Here is a 19,849-nt window from a genome sequence, read left to right as displayed (position 1 = left end):
CGTAACACATGGGAATGATGGACGGAAAAGCCGTGCTGGTGACCGGCGCGGGACGCGGCGTCGGCCGCGGCATCGCGCTCGAGATGGCGAAGGCCGGCGCCGCGGTGGTGGTCAACGATCTTGGCGTCTCGCTCACCGGCGAGGGGGGCGACGAAGGCTCGCCCGCCGAGCAGGTCGCGGCCGAGATCGTCGCGGCGGGCGGCAAGGCGGTCGCCAATCATGACAGCGTCGCCGACTGGGACGGCGCCTGCGCGATGGTGAAGGCCGCGGTCGACGGCTTCGGTCGCATCGATGCGGTGGTGAACAATGCCGGAAACCTTCGCGACGTCTATTTCCACAAAATGGGGCCCGACGATTTCGATGCGGTGATAGCTGTTCACCTCAAGGGCAGCTTCAACACGAGCCGCGCCGCCGCGCCCTTCTTCAAGGAGCAGGGCTCGGGCGCCTATGTCCATATGACCTCTACCAGCGGCCTCATCGGCAATTTCGGCCAGGCCAATTATGCGGCCGCCAAGCTCGGCATCGTCGGCCTATCCAAATCGATCGCGCTCGACATGCAGCGTTTCGGCGTGCGCTCGAACGCGATCGCGCCTTTTGCCTGGACGCGCATGATCGATTCGATCCCGACCGACACCCCCGAACAGCAAAAGCGCGTCGACGGGCTGAAGAAGCTCGACGCCGACAAGATCGCGCCCTTCGTGGTCGCGCTGGCGAGCGATGAAGGCGCCAAAGTATCCGGCCAGATCTTCGCGGTGCGCAACAACGAGATCTTCCTCTTTTCGCAGCCGCGCCCGATCCGCACCGCCCACACCGCCGAGGGCTGGACCCCCGAGACGATCGCCGATCGGGTGTTCGACCAGTTCGAGAATGATTTCTATCCGCTCCACCGGTCGGCCGACGTCTTCACCTGGGAACCGGTCTGAGCCATGGCGTTCCAGCCCGATCGCATCCTCGCGCATGATTTCGGCGAAGCGCGGCAAAGTTATGCGCCGCGCGATGCGATCCTCTACGCGCTCGGCCTGGGCCTCGGCCGCGACCCGCTCGACGAAAGCGACCTCGCGTTCCTCGACGAGACACGCCTCTCGGTTCTCCCGAGCTTCGCGGTCACTTTATGCTCGCCCGGCATGTGGATTCGCGATGCCGCCTTCGGCGTCGATTTCCGCCGCCTCGTCCACAGCGCGCAGGCCGCCGAGTATCACGCGCTGCTCCCGGCATCGGCAGACGTCGTCGGGAGCGCCAAGGTCATCAGCCTCACCGACCGCGGCGAGGGTCGCGGCGCAGTGCTCGAACTCGAGCGCCAGATCGCCGACGCGGCGGATGGCGGTCTCTACTGCACGCTCCGCCAGACGCTGTTGCTGCGCGGAAACGGCGGTTTTGGAGGCCCGACGCCTCCCGCCAGCACATCCGTTATCCCCGGGTCCGATCCCGAGACGCACGCCAGCGCCGCATTGTCGCCGCGCGCCGCGCTCATCTACCGCCTGTCAGGCGACTGGAACCCGCTTCATATCGACCCGGGCTTTGCCCGGTCGGCGGGCTTCGATCGCCCGATCATGCACGGCCTTGGCAGCTATGGCGTCGCAGGCGCGACCGTCTCGCGCGCACTCGAACGCAATCCCGCCGACATGAGCGCCCTCTCCTGCCGATTCTCGGGAATCGTCCTGCCCGGCGACACCCTCGCTTTCAGCATCTGGCCGGACCCAGATGGCGCCGCCTTCCAGGCCCATGTCGGCGATCGCCTCGTCCTCGATGAAGGCCGGATCGCCTGGCGGAGCGGCGAATGACCGATCCCACCCTCGCCGCCCGGCTAAAGGCCGGCCTCCGCCTTCCGGTCATGGCGGGGCCGATGTTCATCGCCTCGACGGCGGAGCTTGTCATCGCGCAGTGTCAGGCGGGGATCATCGGCGCGATGCCTGCGCTCAACCCGCGGAGCACCGAGGCGCTCGACAAGGATCTGTCGCGGATCGCAGCAAGCGTCGGATCGCTGCCCTGGTGCGTCAATCTCGTCGCGCACAAGAGCAACGAACGACTTGCCCCCGATCTCGAGGTCGTCCTCAAGCACAAGGTTCCGGTCGTCGTGCTGGCGCTCGCGGCCGACCCCGGCCTGGTGCGTGAGCTGCAGGCGAACGGCAGCCTCGTCTTTCAGGATGTGGTCCGCAACCGGCACGCCCAGAAATGCGCCGAAATGGGGGTCGACGGGATCATCGCCGTCGCCGCTGGCGCCGGCGGCCATACCGGCGACCAGTCGCCCTTCGCGCTCGTCGGCGAGATACGCGAATGGTGGGACGGCCTGCTGCTGCTCGCGGGCTGCATCGCCAATGGCCGCGGCATCCTCGCGGCCGAAGCGATGGGCGCCGACTTCGCCTATATCGGCTCGCCCTTCCTCGCCTCGAGCGAGGCAAACACCCAGCCGGGATTCAAGACGATGCTCGTCGAGGGAAGCGCCAAGGATGTGCTCGTCACGAGTTGCTTTACCGGGGTGAAGGCAAGCTTCCTGCGCCCTTCGCTCATCGAGAATGGCCTCGATCCCGACAATCTGGTTCCCGCGACCAGCGGTGGCGCGATCAACATCAACGATGGCGGTGCGAACAGCAAGGCGTGGCGCGATATCTGGAGCGCAGGCCAGGGAATCGGCGCCGTGAAGGCTGCTGGACCTGCTGGAGAGTGGATCGACTGGCTCGCAGCCGACTATGCGGCCGCGCGCAGCGCTATGGGGCTTGTCCAATGAACCGTCAGTGCCTTCTCGTCTGCCGTCCGACCGGCATCGCCCAGGCGAAGAATTTCGAGATCGTCGAAGCGCCGCACCAGCCGCTTGGCGACGGCGAGATCCGGGTTCGAAATCAATATCTGTCGGTCGAGCCTGCGATGCGCGGATGGATCGCCGACAAGGGCAATTATGCCGAGCCCGTCGCGATCGGCTCGGTGATGCGCGCGCTCACCGCCGGGATCGTGACCGAGACGCGCCACCCGGACTATGCGACTGGCGACGCGGTGACGGGCTGGTTCGGCTGGCAGGAAGAGGCCGTCGCGGTCGGCGCGGCAGTCGTGCGCAAGATCTCCGAGACCGACCTTCCGCTGTCGCTGAGCCTCGGCATATTGGGGATCAACGGCGTCACCGCGCATCTCGCCCTCACCGGCATCGGCGAGCCGAAGCCCGGCGAAACCCTGCTCGTTTCAACCGCGGCGGGCGCAGTCGGGTCGGCGGTCGGCCAGATCGGCAAGCTGCTTGGATGCCGCACGGTCGGCATTGCGGGCGGCCCCGACAAGGTCCGGCTGTGCCTCGATCGTTTCGGCTATGATGCCGCGATCGACTATAAAGCGGGAGACCTGCGCGCTGCGCTCGGCCGGGCCTGTCCAGAGGACATCGACATATTTTTCGACAACACCGCGGGAGCGATCAGCGACGCGGTGATGGCGCATCTCGCGCTTCGCGCCCGGGTCGTCGTCTGCGGCACTGCCGCCATCGAACAATGGGATCCCTGGCCCCAGGGTCCGCGCGTCGAACGGCACCTCCTCGTCAAACGCGCGCGCATGCAGGGGTTCGTGATCTTCGATCATATGGACCACTATGAAGCCAGCGTCGCGCAGCTAGCCGAGTGGGTGCGCAGCGGCAAGCTCGCCTATGAAGAAGATATCCTCTCGGGTATCGAGGCATGCCCCGATGCGCTCGCCGGTCTTTATCGCGGTGAGAACAAGGGCAAGCGGATTATCCAGCTCTAAGAGAGGACGCGCGAGATGCTCGAAGGCCGTCACATCGTCATTCTCGGCGGAAGCTCGGGGATCGGCTTCGCCGTTGCCGAGGCGGCCATCGCTGCGGGCGCGACCGTTCGGATCGGATCGACGAACGCCGACAAGATCGAGGCCGCGGCGTTGCGGCTCGGGGCGAGCGCTAGCGGGGCGGTCGTCGATACGACAGACGAGGCGAGCCTCGAAGCCTTTTTCCGCGGCACAGGCCCGATCGACCATCTCGTCCATACCGCCGGGGACCGCCTCCCGCGCGGACTCGCGATCGGCCCCGATTTCGACCTCGCCGCCGCGCAGGTTGCCATGGGCGCACGCTTCTGGGGGCCGCTGCTCGCTGTGAAATATGCGCTTCCCCACCTCGCTCCTGCGGCCTCGATCACGCTCACCGCCGGGCTCTACGCGCACCGACCGGCGAAGGGTTCGACGATGTCGACCGCAGTCGCCGGCGCCGTCGAGCATCTCGCGCGTGGCCTCGCGGTCGATCTGGCACCGATCCGGGTGAATGCGGTTACGCCGGGCCTGATTGCCACAGAGATGTGGGCCAAGGTGCCAGAAGACGCACAAGCCGCCATGACCAAAGCGCAGCCGCTGCCTCGGATGGGCGCGGCGGCCGAAGCTGCCGAAGCCTATCTCTATTTCATGCGCGCAGGCTTTACGACCGGCCAGGTTGCTGTCGTCGACGGCGGCCGGCTTTTTGCCTGACGTTCAGTCGCGTGCACGGGCGCGAGCAAAGCCAGACGCGACGGCCCCCGCTCCGACATCGACATTGGCCGCGCGCGCGGCAGCATTTTCCATGCACAGCGCATCGGCCAGACTGGTCCTGAAACCTTCGGCGATGAGGCGCTTCATCTCCACGACGCCCCCCGGCTCATGTTCGGCAATCTGCTGCGCAAGCTCGAGCGCCGCCGGGAGGAGCTCATCGGCAGCGTAGACCCGGTTCGCCAGACCCCATGCCACCGCCTCGTCGGCCGGAAGTGGTCGGCCGGAAAGCGAGAGTTCGTTCGCGCGCGACAGGCCGACGGCGCGCGAAAGCCGCTGTGACAGCCCCCATCCCGGCGTGATGCCCACCCGAACATGGCTGTCGGTAAAGGACGCGCCTTCCGCGACGAGCAAAATGTCGAGCGCCAACGCGATCTCGAACCCGCCGGTAACCGCCAGTCCATTGATTGCGCCGATAATCGGCTTCGGAAAGGCCGTGATGGCATCGACCATATTTTCGCCCGCGACATTGTCCTCCACGCTGGCTCCGGAGGCAGCGATCTCTGCGAGATCGAGACCTGCCGAAAAGGCGCGACCCGCTCCGGTCAAGACAACGACGCGAACGTCATCGTCGTCGGAAACCAGCGACAATATAGCGAGGAATGCGCGGCGGACCGGGCTCGACAGCGCATTGAGCTTTTCGGGCCGGTTGAAGGTCAGCAGCGCGACGTGGCCAAGCCGTTCGACGAGCAGCGGGTCGTCGGTCATGCGACGCTCCTTTGCTGTCCTCCCCAATATGGCGCCCGCAAGTCCTTCTTCGAGACCTTGCCCGACGGCACCAGCGGGAAAGCTTCGACGAAATCGACGCTTTTGGGAACCTTGTAGCCAGCGAGCAGGCCGCGGCAGTGGGCAACCAGCCCCTCTTCATCGGCCGCATGTCCTTCGCGAACGATGACGATCGCCTTGACGCATTCGCCCCAGCGCGCATCGGGCACCCCGATGACCGCGACGCCGGCGACGGCGGGATGCGTCGACAGGACATTTTCGATCTCGGCCGAGTAGATATTCTCGCCGCCCGAGACGATCATGTCCTTCGCGCGGTCGACGATATAATAGAGCCCCTCCTCGTCACGCCGGGCTATGTCGCCCGACCGATACCATCCGTTCTCGATGACCTGTTGGGTCAAGTCCGGCTGGCGCCAATAGCCGGTCGTGATCGAGGGCTGACGGATGAGGAGCTCGCCTGGCTCGCCATCCGGCACCTCGATCCCTTCGCCATCGACGATGCGAAACTCGATCAGCGGCAAGGGGCGGCCGCAGCTCTTGAGCTTGTCCTCATGCTCGAGGTCGTGCTCGTCGGGCCTGAGAATGGACGTTGCGCCGCCCGCCTCGGTCGACCCGTAGAATTGCATGAATTCACCGGGCATTGTCGCGATCGCGCGCTTGATGAGGCCAAGGCTGATCGGCGAGCCCGCATAGAGTGTGAGCCGGATCGAGGAAAAATCAGTCTTGGCCGCGTCGGGATGGTCGAGCAGCATCTGGAGCATCGTCGGCGTCAGCGTCAGAAGCGTGGGCTTCATCCGGTCGATTGTGCCAAGCATCGCGGCGGGGTCGAACTGCCGAACGATGTCGATCGCGACACCATTGTAGAGGCACTGAAGCATGATTCCGATGTGGAGCAGGTGAAAATTGGGCAGGCCGTTGACGAAACTGTCCCCGGCCTCCCATTTGTAAGCCGGCTCGAGATGCTCCGACAGACGCATCATGTTGGTGCCGCCATGCGACAGCATCACGCCCTTCGCATTGCCCGTGGTGCCCGATGTATAGAGCTGGAATGCCGTGTCCTCGAGGTGCGGGCGCTCCGCGACAGGCTTGTCCGAACAGGCGGCGACGCGCTTTTCCAGCGTTTCGTGCTCGTCGATCCAGATCACCTGCGGCGGTGTGCTCAGATGGGCGCAGGCTGCCTCCCATAGGTCCGCCTGCTCGCGCTCGACGATGGCATGGCGCACTTCACTGTCGGCGATCTGCGCAGCAAGCTCGGCGGGCGCCAGGCGCCAGTTGAAGATGACCAGCCCGGCGCGGGTGCGCGCGCATCCGAACAGGGCGAAATAGAAGTCGAAGCTGTTCTTCCCCATGAAGCCGACCAGCTCGCCGGGGCGTGCGATGCCGTCCGAGAGATAATTGGCAACGCGCGCGCAGGCGCGGTCGAACTCGGTAAAGTCGACGATACGTGTGGCGGTGCGGAGTGCGGCACGGCTCGGGTCGTACCGTGCCCAATATTCGGGATATTGGCCAAGACTACGGATTTCCGGAAAGAGCCACATGTCACATCCCCTCGAATTCGGGCCGGCGCCGCTCGGTGAACGCCAGAATCGCGCCCGCGGCATCGCGTGTTCCCGAGCTTCGGCTGAGCGCCTGCGCTTCGAGTTCGAGCTGGGTTTCGAGCGGCTGGTCGAAGACCGAGAGCATCAGCCGGCGGATCTCGCCGAAGGCTTTGGTCGGCCCTGCGGCAAGTTGCCGTGCCACCTCTTCGGCGCGCGAACGGAAAGCGTCGTTCGAGTGCACCTCGTCGACCAGCCCGCAGGCGAGAGCGGCTTCGGCTCCAAGGCTCTCGTTGAGAAGCAGGAAGCGGCGGGCGCGCGCAGCGCCCATGCGGCGTGCGTACATGATGGACGATCCCGCATCGCAGGAGAAGCCGATGCCGGGATAGGCCGCAACGAACTTTGCATCCTCTGCCGCGATCAATATGTCCGCGCCGGCCACGAACGCCGACATGCCACCTGCACAAACGCCGTGCACCGCCGCGACGACAGGCGCGTCCATGCGCTGGAGCCGCGCAATGCCACTATGGAGGGTGGTGGTCCAACGTTTGATGTTCGCGGGCAATGAATCGAGATCGTCGACAAAGCTCGTGATATCGCCGCCATAGCCGAAGGCGTCGCCCAGGGCTGTTATCAACACGCAGCGGACCGCTGGATCGACCGACAACCGGGTCGCGGCCTCGCAGGTTTCCGCGCAGAATTGCTCGTCGATCGGGTTTCCCCGCACCGCATTGTTGAATTCGAGACGTGCCAACCCGTCTTCGACTTTAAGCGTCAAGCGCTCGAACGCCATGCCACTCTCCCATGACAACCCATTTTGTAAGTATGTTTACTAGATAGCGCCGCAGCGTCAAGCGGGGCGAACCTTGCAGTGGGATATTATGTCATCAATACACGCAAAAAGGGGGCCAGAAGGCGCCGCGTTGCCGACACCATCCGGCCCCCAAGTCCGCCGCCTGCTAGCCCTAGCAGGACGGCCGGAGGAGATCAGAAGCGATAACCGACCTTGAGGCCGTAGGTCCGCGGTTCGCCGGGAAAGTCGCTCAGCGTCGAGCCGAGCGCCAGAACCGTGCGGCGGTAATCTTTCTTCGTCACATTGGTCACATAGGCGGTGACACGGAAGTCGCCGATCTCATAGGCTGCGCGAAGGTCGAGCAGGCCATAGGACGGCTCCTTCGACAAGCTGACCGCGCCGCCATAGATGGCATCCGCCTCGCCCGGCTCATGGTAGAATTTGGCGAGCAAGGCATAGTCCGCGCGCAGCGTCAGGCCGCTGTCGTCGCCGGTCGGGATTCGCCATTCGCCGCCGACGTTGATGCTGTGCTTAGGGGCACGCACCAAGGGCCGGTCGGAAAAATTCGTCGCAGCCGTTGGCGGAACGCTCGCCGCGTTGGTAAAATAGGAATCATACTTTGCGTCGAGATAGCCATAGGTCACGCTGACGTCGAAATTGTCGCTCGGGCGCAGCATGAGCTCGACGTCGGCGCCGTAAATCTTCGACGCGGCGGCGTTGCTGATCAGGCTAGCGGCAGCACCGCCGCCAAGGTCGACGATGCGCGAGACCTGCAGATCTTTATAATCATAGTGGAATGCGGCGACGTTGAAACGGAGCCGGCGATCGAGCCACTCGGACTTGAAGCCGACTTCATAGGTCGTGATGTCCTCGGGCTGGAACAGGACATTCGCCTGCGCCGCCGAGAAGGGCACATATTGGAAGCCGCCGCTCTTGAAGCCGGTCGAGAAGCTCGCATAGATGCTGGCATCGGGGCTGAACTTGTATGTTGCGACGACGCGCGGGTCGAAACTCTCATAGGTTGCGCTGTTGTCGACCGAGAAGGGAGCCGCGACGAGCGGAACGCCCGGACGCGTGTTGAGCCCCTGCTGCACCGCGCGCTTTTCGTCGCGCGTGTAGCGGCCACCGAGCGTCACCTCGAATTTCTCGCCGAGATGGATCGTCGCCTGTCCGAACAGCGCATAGCTGTCGATCTCATAATCCGAGATCGCGGTGCTGACCTGCGGCCCGCCGCTGAGCAGCGCCACGACGCTGTCGTTGCCGAGGCGGAACTCGTCACGCCGCGCACTGCGATCGCGATAGTAGAAGGCCCCGATGATCCAGTCGAGGGCCCCGTCGAACGATGCGCCGCCGTTCGGATCCGACGTGATACGGATTTCCTGGGTGAATTGCTTCGAGCGCTCGTTGCTAAGCTGGTTGATCACATCGAGCGACGAACCTTCGAGATCGCGGCCGTCGGCGATGCGCAGCTTCTTCAATGCGCTAATCGACGTGATTGTCGCAAATCCGGCATCATATTCGACACGCCCGATATAGCTCTCGGTCTTGCGATCGAGATAGGGGTCGAACGACCAATAGCCGTCGTTGCCGCCGCTGTAGGCGATCGGCGTCCGGCCCGGGCGTCCAAGGAAGACCGCGAAGGGATTGGGTGGTGTGGTAACGCCAGCGAGCGAACGCGCCGGGCCGCTGCCGCGATTGAAGCCGGCAAAGGCCGCCTTATCGCCATCGCGCGAGAGTTCGGCGGTCAGATCGACGGTGAAAACGTCGGTTGGCGCAAATTTGAGGCGCGCGCGGCCGCCCCAATTGTCGATGCCCTGGAACTTGTTACCGTTGGTGAGGTTCGTCTGATAGCCATCGCGCTCGGCCTTCCAGCCGGCAACGCGGAACATCAGCTTGTCGCCCGCAATCGGACCGCCGACGGCACCAAACAGGCTGTAGCCATCGCGGTTGCTGATGCCCGCTTCCGCCTCGCCTGTGAAATGATCGGTGGGGCCTTTGGTAATCACGTTTATCGCACCGGCGATCGTGTTGCGGCCGTAGAGCGTGCCCTGCGGACCGCGCAAAACTTCGATGCGCTCGATATCGCGAAGCGAGCCGAACGAGCCCGAGGCGCGGCCAGCATAGACGTCGTCGATGAACACGCCGACCGAGCTTTCCGAGCCCGGATCGAAGGACCGGGTTCCGATACCGCGGATATAAAGCTGCGGGCGCGCTGCGCCGAAGCTGCCGAAATAGAAGGATGGTACGCGCGGCGCGAGGTTCTCAAGGCTCATGATTCCGAGCTTTTCGACCTGCTGGCCGCCAAATGCCGTGATCGCGACAGGAATGTCCTGAACGCGCTCTTCGCGCCGCTGCGCGGTGACCAGGATTTCGCCCGGATAGGTTTCGGCCTGCGCGGCAGGCGCTTCGGGCGCCGCTGTGTCCTGCGCCATGACGGCGTGCGGCGGCGCCAATATGGCCGCTCCCGACAAAAGGATTTTGAGTGTCGTCGCTTGCATTTTCAACCCTCCCAAGTTGGCCGCAGTCTGTCGCTGTCGGCACTGATTTTCAAATCTATGTAAACCGGTTTATGTTTTCTGTGTCAAGGAAATCCTTCCACATTGGAAGTATCCGCCACCGATTTGTAAATATGATCAAGAGCCGCAGGATCCTCGATTGTGGCCGGGACGGACACGGACTCGCCGTTGGCGATCGACCGGATTGTCGCCCGCAATGTCTTGCCCGATCTGGTCTTTGGAAGCGCCTTCACGACATGCACCGACTTGAAAGCGGCGACCGGCCCGAGCTCATCGCGTACGCGCGCTACCACCTCGCGTGACACATCGCGGTCCGGAGACATGACGCCGGCCTTGAGGACAATAAAGCCCACGGGAATCATTCCCTTGATCGCATCGTTAGCGCCGACGACCGCGCATTCGGCAACAGACGGATGCGCAGCGACGATCTGCTCGATCGCACCGGTCGACAGCCTGTGTCCCGCGACATTGATAATGTCGTCGATGCGGCTCATGACATGGACGAAGCCATCCTCGTCGATCATTCCGGCGTCACCGGTCGTGTAGAAGCCGCGATGCTGGCTGAGATAGGCGTCCTGGAAATGCGCGTGGCGCTGCCAGAGCGTTGGAAAGCAGCCCGGCGGCAGCGGAAGGCGAAGAACGATGTCGCCGATCTCGCCGACCGCGAGTTCCTTGTCCTCGTCATCGAGTATCGCGAAACTGTAGCCGGGAATGGGGCGCCCGGCGCTGCCATGCCGCGTGCGGGTGTCGCCAAGTCCGATGCAGGTGCCAAGCGCCGGCCAGCCGAGCTCGGTCTGCCACCAATGGTCGATGACCGGAAGGCCCAGCATCGCCTCGGCCCAGCCCAGCGTGTCGGGATCGGCGCGCTCGCCGGCAAGATAAAGCGCGCGAAGGCGGCCTATCCCCTTCTCGGCGAGGAGGCGGCCCTCGGGATCCTCGCGCTTTACCGCGCGGATCGCGGTCGGCGCGGTGAAGAAGACATCGACTTGGTGATCGCGAATGACGCGCCAGAAGGCGCCGGCATCGGGGGTTCCGACCGGCTTTCCTTCGTACATAACGCTCGTGCAGCCATGGATGAGCGGGCCGTAGACAATATAGCTGTGCCCGACGGCCCAGCCGATGTCGGATCCCGCCCAGAAGACTTCGTCGCGGCCGACACCGTAGATATTCGGCACCGACCAAGCCATTGCGACAGCGTGGCCGCCATTGTCGTGGACGACGCCCTTGGCGATGCCCGTCGTTCCCGACGTGTAGAGGATATAGAGCGGATGGTCGGAGGGCACCGCCACGCAATCCGCGAGTTCGGCGGATCCGCAGGCCTCGGTCCAGTCGAGATCGCGCCCTGCTTCGAGCGAAGCGGTGAGCTCAGGTCGCTGCAGGACCACCGTGCGCGCAACCTTATGCTCGGCCAGCCCGATCGCGGCATCGAGCAGCGGCTTGTAGGCGACGATCCGACCGGGTTCGAGGCCGCAGGAGGCGGTCAACACCAGCTTGGGCTCCGCGTCGTCGATCCGCTTCGCGAGCTCGTGCGATGCGAAGCCACCGAACACAACCGAATGGACCGCGCCGATCCGCGCGCAGGCCAGCATCGCGAACACCGCCTCGGGCACCATCGGCATGTAGATGATCACGCGGTCGCCGAGTTCGACGCCCTGCGCTCGGACCATGCCGGCCACGCGCGCGACTTCGCGCTGGAGCTCGGCATAGGTGTAACGCGTCACGCAGCCCGTCATCGCGCTGTCGTGGATCAGCGCGATGCGGTCGCCGCGACCGGCCGCGACATGGCGGTCGACGGCATTGTGGCAAGTGTTGAGGCGGCCGTCCGGAAACCAGGTCCAGATGCCGTCGGGCTGTGCGTCTCCGGCGCGCGTGGGCGCCTGCTCCCAATCGACTAGCCGGGCCGCCTGCATCCAGAAAGCCGCGGGATCGGCGACGCTCGCCGCATAGATCGAGGAATAGCTCATAGCATCTCTCCCGTGAGATACCGCCACATCCGCTCGACCACGCCGCCCGACCATATCTGCCGCGCATCGATTTCCTCGGGCGAAAGCCGTGCTGCTTCGACGTCGAGACCCATGGCGCGGACGCTCTGCTCGACGCGCGCCGCGTCTTCGAGAAACCAAGCGAGCGTCACCGCTTGCGGCAGGCCTTCGCCGACGACGACGGCGCCATTGCCGCGCATCACGAGTGCAGGCGCATCGCCGAGCAGGTCGGCGAGACCCGCGGCCGCGGCGTCGTCGCGGAGCAGGCGCGGATCGTTCCAGAGCGGAATCGACTTGAAATAGGCGCCAATGCCGTGCCGCGGGGCGGGCACGATACCGGCGGCCGAAAGCGCCATGACGGCGGGCGGCATGATACGGCAAATGCCGCCGACCTCGGGACGCCGGCGATAGATTTCGCGGTGAATGCGGACTTCGCCGAGGACGCCGTCCGGAAGCGCTCCGTCGAGCGGCACGGCCGTCCCGGGTTCGTCGGCGATACGCCCCATAGGAAGCGGCGCACAGACGAGGAAACTCGTCGCGTCGAGCCGCGCGCTGCAATGGCCGAAGGCATGGACGAGACCCGCCGAAGCAAGAGCCCGGGCGGCGAGCCGAACCTGTTCCTCGATGGCAGCCGGCACGGTCATTTGCCGGCGCGCAGCATATCGAGCGCGACATCGACGATCATGTCTTCCTGTCCGCCGACCATTTTGCGGCGGCCAAGTTCGACGAGGATCGCGCGTGTGTCGAGTCCATGATCGGCCGCGGCCTTCTCTGCGTGGCGCAGGAAGCTGGAGTAGACCCCGGCATAACCCAGGGTCAGCGTCTCGCGATCGACGCGCACCGGGCGGTCCTGCAGCGGCCGCACCAGATCCTCGGCGGCGTCCATCAGCGCGTAGAGGTCGCAGCCATGGTTCCAGCCGTGCACGTCGGCGGCGGCGATAAACACTTCGAGCGGCGCGTTGCCCGCCCCCGCGCCCATTCCCGCGAGGCTGGCATCGACCCGGATCGCGCCATTCTGCACCGCGACGATGCTGTTCGCGACGCCAAGGCTGAGGTTGTGATGCGCATGAACACCGCGCTGTGTCTCGGGCTTCAGGACGCGGTCGTAAGCCGCAAGCCGCGCGGCATATTGATCCATCGTCATCGCGCCGCCGCTGTCGGTGACGTAGACGCAATGCGCGCCATAGCTTTCCATGAGCAGCGCCTGCTGCGCCAGCGCATCGGGCGCCGACATATGGCTCATCATAAGGAAGCCCGAGACATCCATGCCAAGGCCCCGCGCCGCCTCGATATGCTGCTTCGAGACGTCGGCTTCGGTGCAATGCGTCGCGATGCGAACCGACCGCACACCGAGGTCATAAGCACGCTTTAAATCATGAACGGTCCCGATGCCGGGGAGCAGCAGCGTCGTCAGGACGCTGTGCTCGAGCACCTCCGCTACCGCGCCGATCCACTCCCAGTCGGTGTGAGCGCCAAAGCCATAGTTGAAGCTCGACCCCTGCAGTCCGTCGCCATGCGCGACCTCGATCGCATCGACCTTCGCGCGGTCGAGCGCCCTCGCGATCGTCTGCACATGATCGAGGCCATACTGGTGGCGGATCGCGTGCATGCCGTCGCGCAGCGTGACGTCCTGAATGTAAAGCTTTTGAGTGGTCGCATCGAAGGTCATGCGGCGACTCCCTGGTTCATACGGAGCGCGATCTTCTCGGCGGTCTTGAGCGCCGCCGACGTCATGATGTCGAGGTTGCCGGCATAGGCGGGCAGATAGTGCGCCGCCCCCTCGACCTCGAGGAAGACGCTGACCTTCAGACCGGTGAAGCTGCCGCCCATTTCGGGAATGCGCAGCGGCGCATTGCTGCCGATGCTTTCGAACTGGACCGCCTGCTTGAGGCGGTAGCCGGGAACATAGGTGTGCACTTCGGCGACCATCGCCTCGATACTCTTGGTGATCGCGTCGCGATCGGCGTCGTCGCAAAGGCAATAAACGGTGTCGCGCATGACCAGCGGCGGTTCGGCGGGGTTGAGTACGATGATCGCCTTGCCGCGGGTCGCGCCGCCGACCGCCACGATCGCTTCGCTCGTCGTCTCGGTGAACTCGTCGATGTTGGCGCGTGTGCCAGGGCCAGCACTCTTCGACGCGATCGAGGCGACGATCTCACCATAATGCACCTTCGCGACGCGGTTCACCGCCGCAACGATCGGGATCGTCGCTTGCCCGCCGCAGGTCACCATGTTGAGGTTGGGCGCATCGAGGTTCGCGTCGCCGTTGACCGGCGGGATCGTGTAGGGACCGATTGCCGCCGGGGTCAGGTCGATGACGCGCTTGCCGTGCCCGATCAACACTTCGCTGTGGCGCTTGTGCGCGCCCGCCGAGGTCGCGTCGAAGACAATCGCGATGTCAGCGAAGCCGGGCAAGCCGATCAGACCATCAAGACCCCCTGCCGTGATCGGCACGCCCAGCCGTTCGGCGCGCTTCAGCCCATCGGACTCTGGGTCGATGCCGACAAAAGCGCCCATCTCCAGTGTCTCGGAAAGTCGCATCACCTTGATCATCAAGTCGGTCCCGATGTTGCCCGATCCGATGATCGCGACTTTGACCTTGGTCATGCGCCGGGTCCGTAGGTGAAGCTGCATTCGCCGATGCCGGCGATGCGTGCCTGGACATGATCGCCGGGCGTCAAAGCAACCATTGGCCCCAGCGCGCCGGCAAGCAGGATGTCGCCCGCCTTCAGCGGCTCGCCCCTTCGGGCCAATGTCTGCGCGAGCCAGGCGGCAGCGTTGAGCGGGTTACCAAGCGCTGCTGCGCCCGCACCGGTCGAGGCGGTCTTGCCACCCACGTCCATCTCCATCGCTGCGCCTTCAAGATCGAGCCCGGCGAGCGGCAGGCCATTTTCCGCCAGCACGAAGAAGGCCGACGAGCCATTGTCCGCCACCGTATCGGCAAAAGTGATTTTCCAGTCAGCGATGCGGCTGTCGACGATCTCGATCGCGGCATGAACACTCGCCACGGCGGCTGCGACTTGGTCGACCGTGGTGTCGGGTTCAGGGAGGTCTGCGCCGAGGACGAACGCAATTTCGGCTTCGGCTTTCGGCTGAAGAGTTTTTGCCGGATCGAGCGTGCCGCCATCGGACACGCGCATATCCTCGAACAATACCCCGAAGTCGGGCTGGTCGACGCCGAGCTGCGTCTGCACCGCCTTCGCGGTCAGCCCGGCCTTGCGTCCGACGATTCGCCGCCCCTCGCCTTCCCAGAAGCGCGTGTTGATCGTCTGTACGGCGTAGGCGCCGTCGGCATCGGTCGGCTCCAGCGCATCGCGGAGCGGCGGAATAGCGCCGCCTGCATAAGCGTCGCGCAGCCGTGTGGCGATGTCTTGATAGCTGGGCATCGTCCCTCTTCCCGTTGCGGTGTTTGTTCACCGATTGACTAATTGCGACTCATGTTACATACCAAGTGCACGGTTTGTAAAGAGCCTAGAGCTCGAAAGGGAAGAGGAATGGATCAGAGCCTGCGACCGGTCGTGGATGAAACGCGCGGAATCTACCGCGTTCCGCGCCGAGCCTTCGTCGATCAATCAGTGTTCGAGCGCGAGTGCCGCGCCATCTTCGACAAATGCTGGCTCTATCTCGGCCATGCGTCCGAGCTCCCGAACCCCGGCGACTATGTGACACGTAAGGTCGCAGGGCGGCCGATGCTCTTCACCCGCGACAAGGAGGACAAATATCACGCGCTGATCAACGTCTGCCCCCATCGCGGTGCGGTCGTCTGCCGCGAGCGCAAGGGATCCGCGCCCGCCTTCCAGTGCATGTATCATGGCTGGGTGTTCGCCAACACGGGGCGGCTGATGGTTGTGCCAGGCCATGCCGGTTATCCCGCCGACTACAAGGACGATCCGGGCAAGCAGCTCAGCCATGCTCCGCGCTTCGATCGCTTCGGCGACTTTTTCTTCGTGAGCTTCGCCGCGGACGGCGAGGATCTGGCGACTTATCTCGCGGGCGCCGGCGATTATTTGAAACTCGTCTCCGAGCAATCGTCCAAGGGGATGACGATCGTGGGCGGCACGCAGGAATATTCGATCCGCGGCAACTGGAAGCTGCTCGCCGAGAATAGCGTCGATGGATATCACGCTGCGAGCACCCACTCGACCTATCTCGAATATCTGAAGAACGCCAATGGCTCGACGCACGACACCCGTCTCGCCGGTTTCGGCCACGACCTTGGCAACGGCCATGCCGTGATCGAGTATTTCGCGCCATGGGGCCGGCCAATCGCCAACTGGATTCCGCTGTGGGGCGAGGAAGGCAAGCGCGAGATCGAGGCGATCCAGCAGGATCTGACCACCCGTCTCGGCCAGGAACGCGCCGAGCGGATCGCCAAGCAAAGCCGCAACATGATCATCTTCCCCAATCTCGTCATCAACGACGTAATGGCGATCACGGTCCGCACCTTCTGGCCGACCGCGCCCGATTATATGGAGGTCAATGCCTGGGCGCTGGCCCCTGCCGAGGAGTCGGAGTGGCTGCGCAAGTTCCGCCTCTTCAACTTCACCGAGTTTCTCGGACCCGGCGGCTTTGCGACCCCCGACGATGTCGAGGCGATCGAGAAATGCCAGGTCGGCTACCAGGCGGCGCGCGAAGCGCAATATAATGACATCTCGCGTGGCATGCTCCGCGAAGGCGGCTCGGCCTATGACGACGAACTCCAGATGCGCTGCTTCTGGAACGAGTGGGATCGCCGCATCCAGGAGCATCGCGCATGACCCGCGAGGCCGAGATCGACGCGATGCTCCTCCAGCACCGGGTGCAAAGCTTCCTGTTTCACGAGGCCGATCTGCTCGACCGGTGGCAATTGAATGAATGGGAGGCGCTCTTCGCCGACGAGGCGAGTTACCTGGTGCCCCCGACCGACGTCGACGGCGACTTCGCCGACCCGAGCAAGTCGCTCTTCTACATCTTCGACGACCGTACCCGCATCCACGAACGCGTTGTGCGCCTCGAGAAAAAGGGCGCGCACAGCGAATTCCCGCGCTCGAAGACGCGCCATCTCGTCAGCAATGTCCGGGCATTGGCGCGGAACGGGGCAATCGAGGCGACGGCCTCTTTCGCTGTCTGGCGCTCGAAGGACGGCAACACCGACATCTTCGTCGGCCATTATGCCTATCAGCTTCTCGAAATCGACGGCGTGCTTCGCATCGCCGAGAAGAAATGCGTGCTCGATATGGACGCGTTGCGGCCACACGCGCGCATCAGCATCTTGCTTTAGGACGACGATATGACCGCACCTTTCCGCTACCGGCGCCTGTCCTATGTCGCACTCGACGTGTCGGACCTCGACCAGTCGCTCGGCTTTTACCGCGACCTTGTCGGCCTCACGGTCGATCGGCAGACGGGCGATACGGCTTATCTGCGCTGCAGCGAGCTGCCGCAAAATCTCGTCATCCGCGAGGGCGACACGCCGGGCCTCGCACGCGCCGCCTTCGAGCTCGAAAGCCAGGCCGATCTCGACCGCGCCTTCACCTATCTCGACGACGAAGGTTTCGGCCCGGAGTGGCTCTCCGCTGAAGAAGCGGCCGAGCTCAAGGTCGGGGCAGCACTCCGCTTCCGCGAGCCGGGCTGCGGCCTCCATTTCGAATTCCATGTCGATCCCGAGTTGCAAGGCGACTTCGAGGCCGGCCACACCGCGATCGCGCGCCTCGGCCATGTCGTGCTCAACGTGGCCGATTTCGCTACCGTGGAATCCTCGCTGGTCGGCAAGCTCAACTTCCTGATTTCGGATCATGTGCCGGGCAAGATCGCTTTCCTGCGCGCCTTCCCCAATCGCTACCATCACAGTTTCGCAATCCTGACCGGCCCGTCCGACGGCTATAATCACGTCAATTTCATGGTCTCGGACATCGATGACGTTGGCCGGGCGATCAACCGGATGAAGAAAGCCGAGGTGCCGATCGTCTTCGGTCCCGGCCGGCACGAGCCATCGGGCAGCATCTTCCTCTATTTCCTCGATCCCGACGGAATGACCACTGAATATAGCTTCGGCATGGAAGAGTTCGAGGAAGAGGATGCCCGGCCACCGCGCGCACTCGAAGCGAAACCCGAGGTGCTAGACACCTGGGGCAGCCTTCCCGACCCGCGCTTCGGCAAGGGCGGCGCGATCCTTTCCCATGCGTGAGACACACCATCATGGCCGGGTCGCAATCGTCACCGGCGCCGGACGCGGCATCGGCCTTGCGATCGCGCGGCGCCTCGAGGCTGACGGCGCCCGCGTCATGTTCGCCGATCTCGACGAGAATGCGGCGCGCGAAGCGGCAGGCGAGACGGGCGCGGCCTTCTGGGGCGATCTCGCCGACGAGAAGACGGCAGGCGACCTCATAGCCAGGACGGCCGAGACGCTCGGCGCGCCCGCGATCCTGGTGAATAATGCGGGCGGCGGCATCCTCCGCCCCTTCCTTGACCATACGCCCGAGACGCTTCGCGCGACGATCGACCGCAATCTCTGGACCGCGATCTGGTGCAGTTGGCACGTCCTGCCGCACATGAAGGTCGCGGGCTGGGGCCGCGTGATCAACATCGGCGCCGACAGCGTTCGCAACGGCCTGTTCGATCATGCGGGCTATAATGCCGCCAAGGGGGGCGTGCACGGCATGACCACCGGCCTCGCCCGCGAATTCGCGCAGGACGGCATCACCGTGAACACCGTCGCGCCCTGCGCGATCGTGACCCCGCAATATCTCGAGATCGAGAAGAGCAACCCGGAGCTCATCGCAAAGGTGGTGGGCGTGATCCCCGTGGGACGCGCCGGCACCGAAGAAGAAGTCGCAAGCATGGTCGCCTATCTGGCGCGCGACGAGGCTGGCTTCGTCACCGGCCAGGTCGTCAGCGTCAACGGCGGCACGACGATGCTCTAGTGCGATCGCGCTCCAACCCAGGGACAAGGAAGACCATGACCAACCCCGAAATAGGCCAATCCATCGTCGCGAACAGCATCCGCACCAATTTTATCGAGGCCGGCGACCCGGCGCTGCCCGTGCTCGTCCTCATCCACGGTTCGGGCCCGGGCGTCACCGCCTTTGCCAACTGGAACGGCGTCATCCCGGCGCTAGCCGAGCATTTCCACGTGTTCGCGCCCGACATGGTCGGCTTCGGCTATACCGAAGTGCCCGAGGATGTGACCGACTTCACCCTCGATTTCTGGGTCGACCACATTATCGGATTTCTCGATGCACTCGGCATCAGCCAAGCCTCCTTCATCGGCAACAGCTATGGCGGCGCGCTGAGCCTCGCGGTCGCGGCGCGTCACCCGGAGCGCGTCCGCCGCTTCGCACTAATGGGCGCGGCTGGGCTCCAGTTCGAGATGTCGGAGGGCCTGCTCGACGTCTGGGGCTATGAGCCGTCCGAGGCAAACATGCGCAAGCTCATGGAAACCTTCGCCTATAATCCGGGCCTCGTCACCGACGCGATCGTGCTCTCGCGTCACAATGCGAGCATTCGTCCCGGCTCGCACGAGGCCTTCTCGCGCCTCTTTCCCGAGCCGCGGCAGGCGAAGCTCGATCGGCTGGCGACCCCCGAGGATGATATTCGGGGCATCCAGGCGCCGGCGCTCATCGTCCATGGGCGCGAGGATGTGATCGTTCCCGTTGACGTGGCCTATCGTTTCTCGGCATTGCTGCCCCATTCGGAGCTGCATGTGTTTGGGGAATGCGGACATTGGACACAGATCGAGAAGAAGGACCGGTTCGTCGAGGTGGTGATACCGTTCCTGACGGCGGCGTGAAACGACCGCGGCGTTCGCAGGGCGAACGC

Annotated in this window: 19 protein-coding genes; 10 read left to right on the top strand and 9 right to left on the bottom strand. The window is 64.5% G+C overall.

Annotated elements, in window-relative coordinates; translation table 11 throughout:
* Window positions 1–8: 8 nt before the first annotated feature.
* Genes HEQ22_RS01585 through HEQ22_RS01565 form a run of 5 tightly spaced genes read left to right on the top strand, consistent with a single transcriptional unit; the run spans window position 9 to window position 4,443 of the window.
* Window positions 9–923 (top strand): SDR family NAD(P)-dependent oxidoreductase, encoded by a 915-nt coding sequence (locus tag HEQ22_RS01585; RefSeq protein ID WP_432769456.1) that lies wholly within the window; start codon window positions 9–11, stop codon window positions 921–923.
* A gap of 3 nt (window positions 924–926) precedes the next feature.
* Window positions 927–1,781 carry a MaoC/PaaZ C-terminal domain-containing protein gene (locus tag HEQ22_RS01580; protein ID WP_432769455.1) on the top strand — a complete coding sequence of 285 codons (855 nt, stop codon included), beginning with the start codon at window positions 927–929 and terminating at the stop codon, window positions 1,779–1,781.
* A complete protein-coding gene (locus HEQ22_RS01575; RefSeq protein WP_432769454.1) occupies window positions 1,778–2,725 on the top strand; it encodes an NAD(P)H-dependent flavin oxidoreductase in 948 nt (315 codons plus the stop codon). The genes HEQ22_RS01580 and HEQ22_RS01575 overlap by 4 nt, the downstream gene beginning before the upstream one ends.
* Window positions 2,722–3,717, top strand: a complete 996-nt coding sequence (locus tag HEQ22_RS01570; protein WP_432769453.1) for an NADP-dependent oxidoreductase — start codon at window positions 2,722–2,724, stop codon at window positions 3,715–3,717. The genes HEQ22_RS01575 and HEQ22_RS01570 overlap by 4 nt, the downstream gene beginning before the upstream one ends.
* 15 nt (window positions 3,718–3,732) lie before the next feature.
* A complete protein-coding gene (locus HEQ22_RS01565) occupies window positions 3,733–4,443 on the top strand; it encodes an SDR family oxidoreductase (RefSeq protein WP_432769452.1) in 711 nt (236 codons plus the stop codon).
* A 3-nt stretch (window positions 4,444–4,446) separates the two neighbouring features.
* Here HEQ22_RS01565 and HEQ22_RS01560 read toward each other — a convergent pair whose 3' ends face one another.
* The 9 genes from HEQ22_RS01560 to HEQ22_RS01520 all read right to left on the bottom strand — a co-directional run bounded on the left by HEQ22_RS01560 (window position 4,447) and on the right by HEQ22_RS01520 (window position 15,438).
* Window positions 4,447–5,208 (bottom strand): enoyl-CoA hydratase, encoded by a 762-nt coding sequence (locus HEQ22_RS01560; RefSeq protein WP_432769451.1) that lies wholly within the window; start codon window positions 5,206–5,208, stop codon window positions 4,447–4,449.
* On the bottom strand, window positions 5,205–6,764 hold the full coding sequence (locus tag HEQ22_RS01555) for an AMP-binding protein (protein WP_432769450.1): 1,560 nt from the start codon (window positions 6,762–6,764) through the stop codon (window positions 5,205–5,207). The genes HEQ22_RS01560 and HEQ22_RS01555 overlap by 4 nt, the downstream gene beginning before the upstream one ends.
* Before the next feature lies 1 nt (window position 6,765).
* Window positions 6,766–7,554 carry an enoyl-CoA hydratase/isomerase family protein gene (locus tag HEQ22_RS01550; RefSeq protein WP_432769449.1) on the bottom strand — a complete coding sequence of 263 codons (789 nt, stop codon included), beginning with the start codon at window positions 7,552–7,554 and terminating at the stop codon, window positions 6,766–6,768.
* Window positions 7,555–7,748: 194 nt separating this feature from the next.
* Window positions 7,749–10,052 carry a TonB-dependent receptor gene (locus HEQ22_RS01545; protein ID WP_432769448.1) on the bottom strand — a complete coding sequence of 768 codons (2,304 nt, stop codon included), beginning with the start codon at window positions 10,050–10,052 and terminating at the stop codon, window positions 7,749–7,751.
* A gap of 83 nt (window positions 10,053–10,135) precedes the next feature.
* A complete protein-coding gene (locus tag HEQ22_RS01540; protein ID WP_432769447.1) occupies window positions 10,136–12,034 on the bottom strand; it encodes an AMP-binding protein in 1,899 nt (632 codons plus the stop codon).
* Window positions 12,031–12,696 (bottom strand): class II aldolase/adducin family protein, encoded by a 666-nt coding sequence (locus HEQ22_RS01535; protein ID WP_432769446.1) that lies wholly within the window; start codon window positions 12,694–12,696, stop codon window positions 12,031–12,033. The genes HEQ22_RS01540 and HEQ22_RS01535 overlap by 4 nt, the downstream gene beginning before the upstream one ends.
* On the bottom strand, window positions 12,693–13,721 hold the full coding sequence (gene dmpG, locus HEQ22_RS01530; RefSeq protein WP_432769445.1) for a 4-hydroxy-2-oxovalerate aldolase: 1,029 nt from the start codon (window positions 13,719–13,721) through the stop codon (window positions 12,693–12,695). Before dmpG ends, HEQ22_RS01535 begins: the two co-directional genes overlap by 4 nt.
* Complete coding sequence (locus HEQ22_RS01525) at window positions 13,718–14,659, bottom strand: acetaldehyde dehydrogenase (acetylating) (RefSeq protein ID WP_432769444.1); 942 nt, start codon at window positions 14,657–14,659, stop codon at window positions 13,718–13,720. The genes dmpG and HEQ22_RS01525 overlap by 4 nt, the downstream gene beginning before the upstream one ends.
* Entirely contained in the window at window positions 14,656–15,438 is a 783-nt protein-coding gene (locus HEQ22_RS01520) for a 2-keto-4-pentenoate hydratase (RefSeq protein WP_432769443.1), read from the bottom strand. Before HEQ22_RS01520 ends, HEQ22_RS01525 begins: the two co-directional genes overlap by 4 nt.
* A gap of 108 nt (window positions 15,439–15,546) precedes the next feature.
* On the opposite strand from HEQ22_RS01520, the gene HEQ22_RS01515 reads away from it, so the two are divergent.
* From HEQ22_RS01515 to HEQ22_RS01495, 5 genes are read left to right on the top strand one after another with little or no spacing between them, the layout of a single operon-like run.
* Window positions 15,547–16,809 carry an aromatic ring-hydroxylating oxygenase subunit alpha gene (locus tag HEQ22_RS01515; protein ID WP_432769442.1) on the top strand — a complete coding sequence of 421 codons (1,263 nt, stop codon included), beginning with the start codon at window positions 15,547–15,549 and terminating at the stop codon, window positions 16,807–16,809.
* Window positions 16,806–17,312: an aromatic-ring-hydroxylating dioxygenase subunit beta gene (locus HEQ22_RS01510; RefSeq protein WP_432769441.1), complete on the top strand. Its 507-nt coding sequence runs from the start codon at window positions 16,806–16,808 to the stop codon at window positions 17,310–17,312. The genes HEQ22_RS01515 and HEQ22_RS01510 overlap by 4 nt, the downstream gene beginning before the upstream one ends.
* A 9-nt stretch (window positions 17,313–17,321) precedes the next feature.
* Window positions 17,322–18,218 carry a VOC family protein gene (locus HEQ22_RS01505; protein ID WP_432769440.1) on the top strand — a complete coding sequence of 299 codons (897 nt, stop codon included), beginning with the start codon at window positions 17,322–17,324 and terminating at the stop codon, window positions 18,216–18,218.
* Entirely contained in the window at window positions 18,211–18,954 is a 744-nt protein-coding gene (locus HEQ22_RS01500; protein WP_432769439.1) for an SDR family NAD(P)-dependent oxidoreductase, read from the top strand. Before HEQ22_RS01505 ends, HEQ22_RS01500 begins: the two co-directional genes overlap by 8 nt.
* Before the next feature lie 35 nt (window positions 18,955–18,989).
* Window positions 18,990–19,820: an alpha/beta fold hydrolase gene (locus HEQ22_RS01495; RefSeq protein ID WP_432769438.1), complete on the top strand. Its 831-nt coding sequence runs from the start codon at window positions 18,990–18,992 to the stop codon at window positions 19,818–19,820.
* Window positions 19,821–19,849 lie beyond the last annotated feature (29 nt).

It is taken from the genome of Sphingopyxis sp., assembly GCF_050916055.1.
In the GTDB taxonomy this organism is placed as follows: domain Bacteria; phylum Pseudomonadota; class Alphaproteobacteria; order Sphingomonadales; family Sphingomonadaceae; genus Sphingopyxis.
Note: the sequence above shows the minus strand (reverse complement) of the source record. Positions and strands in the feature narration are given on the sequence as shown.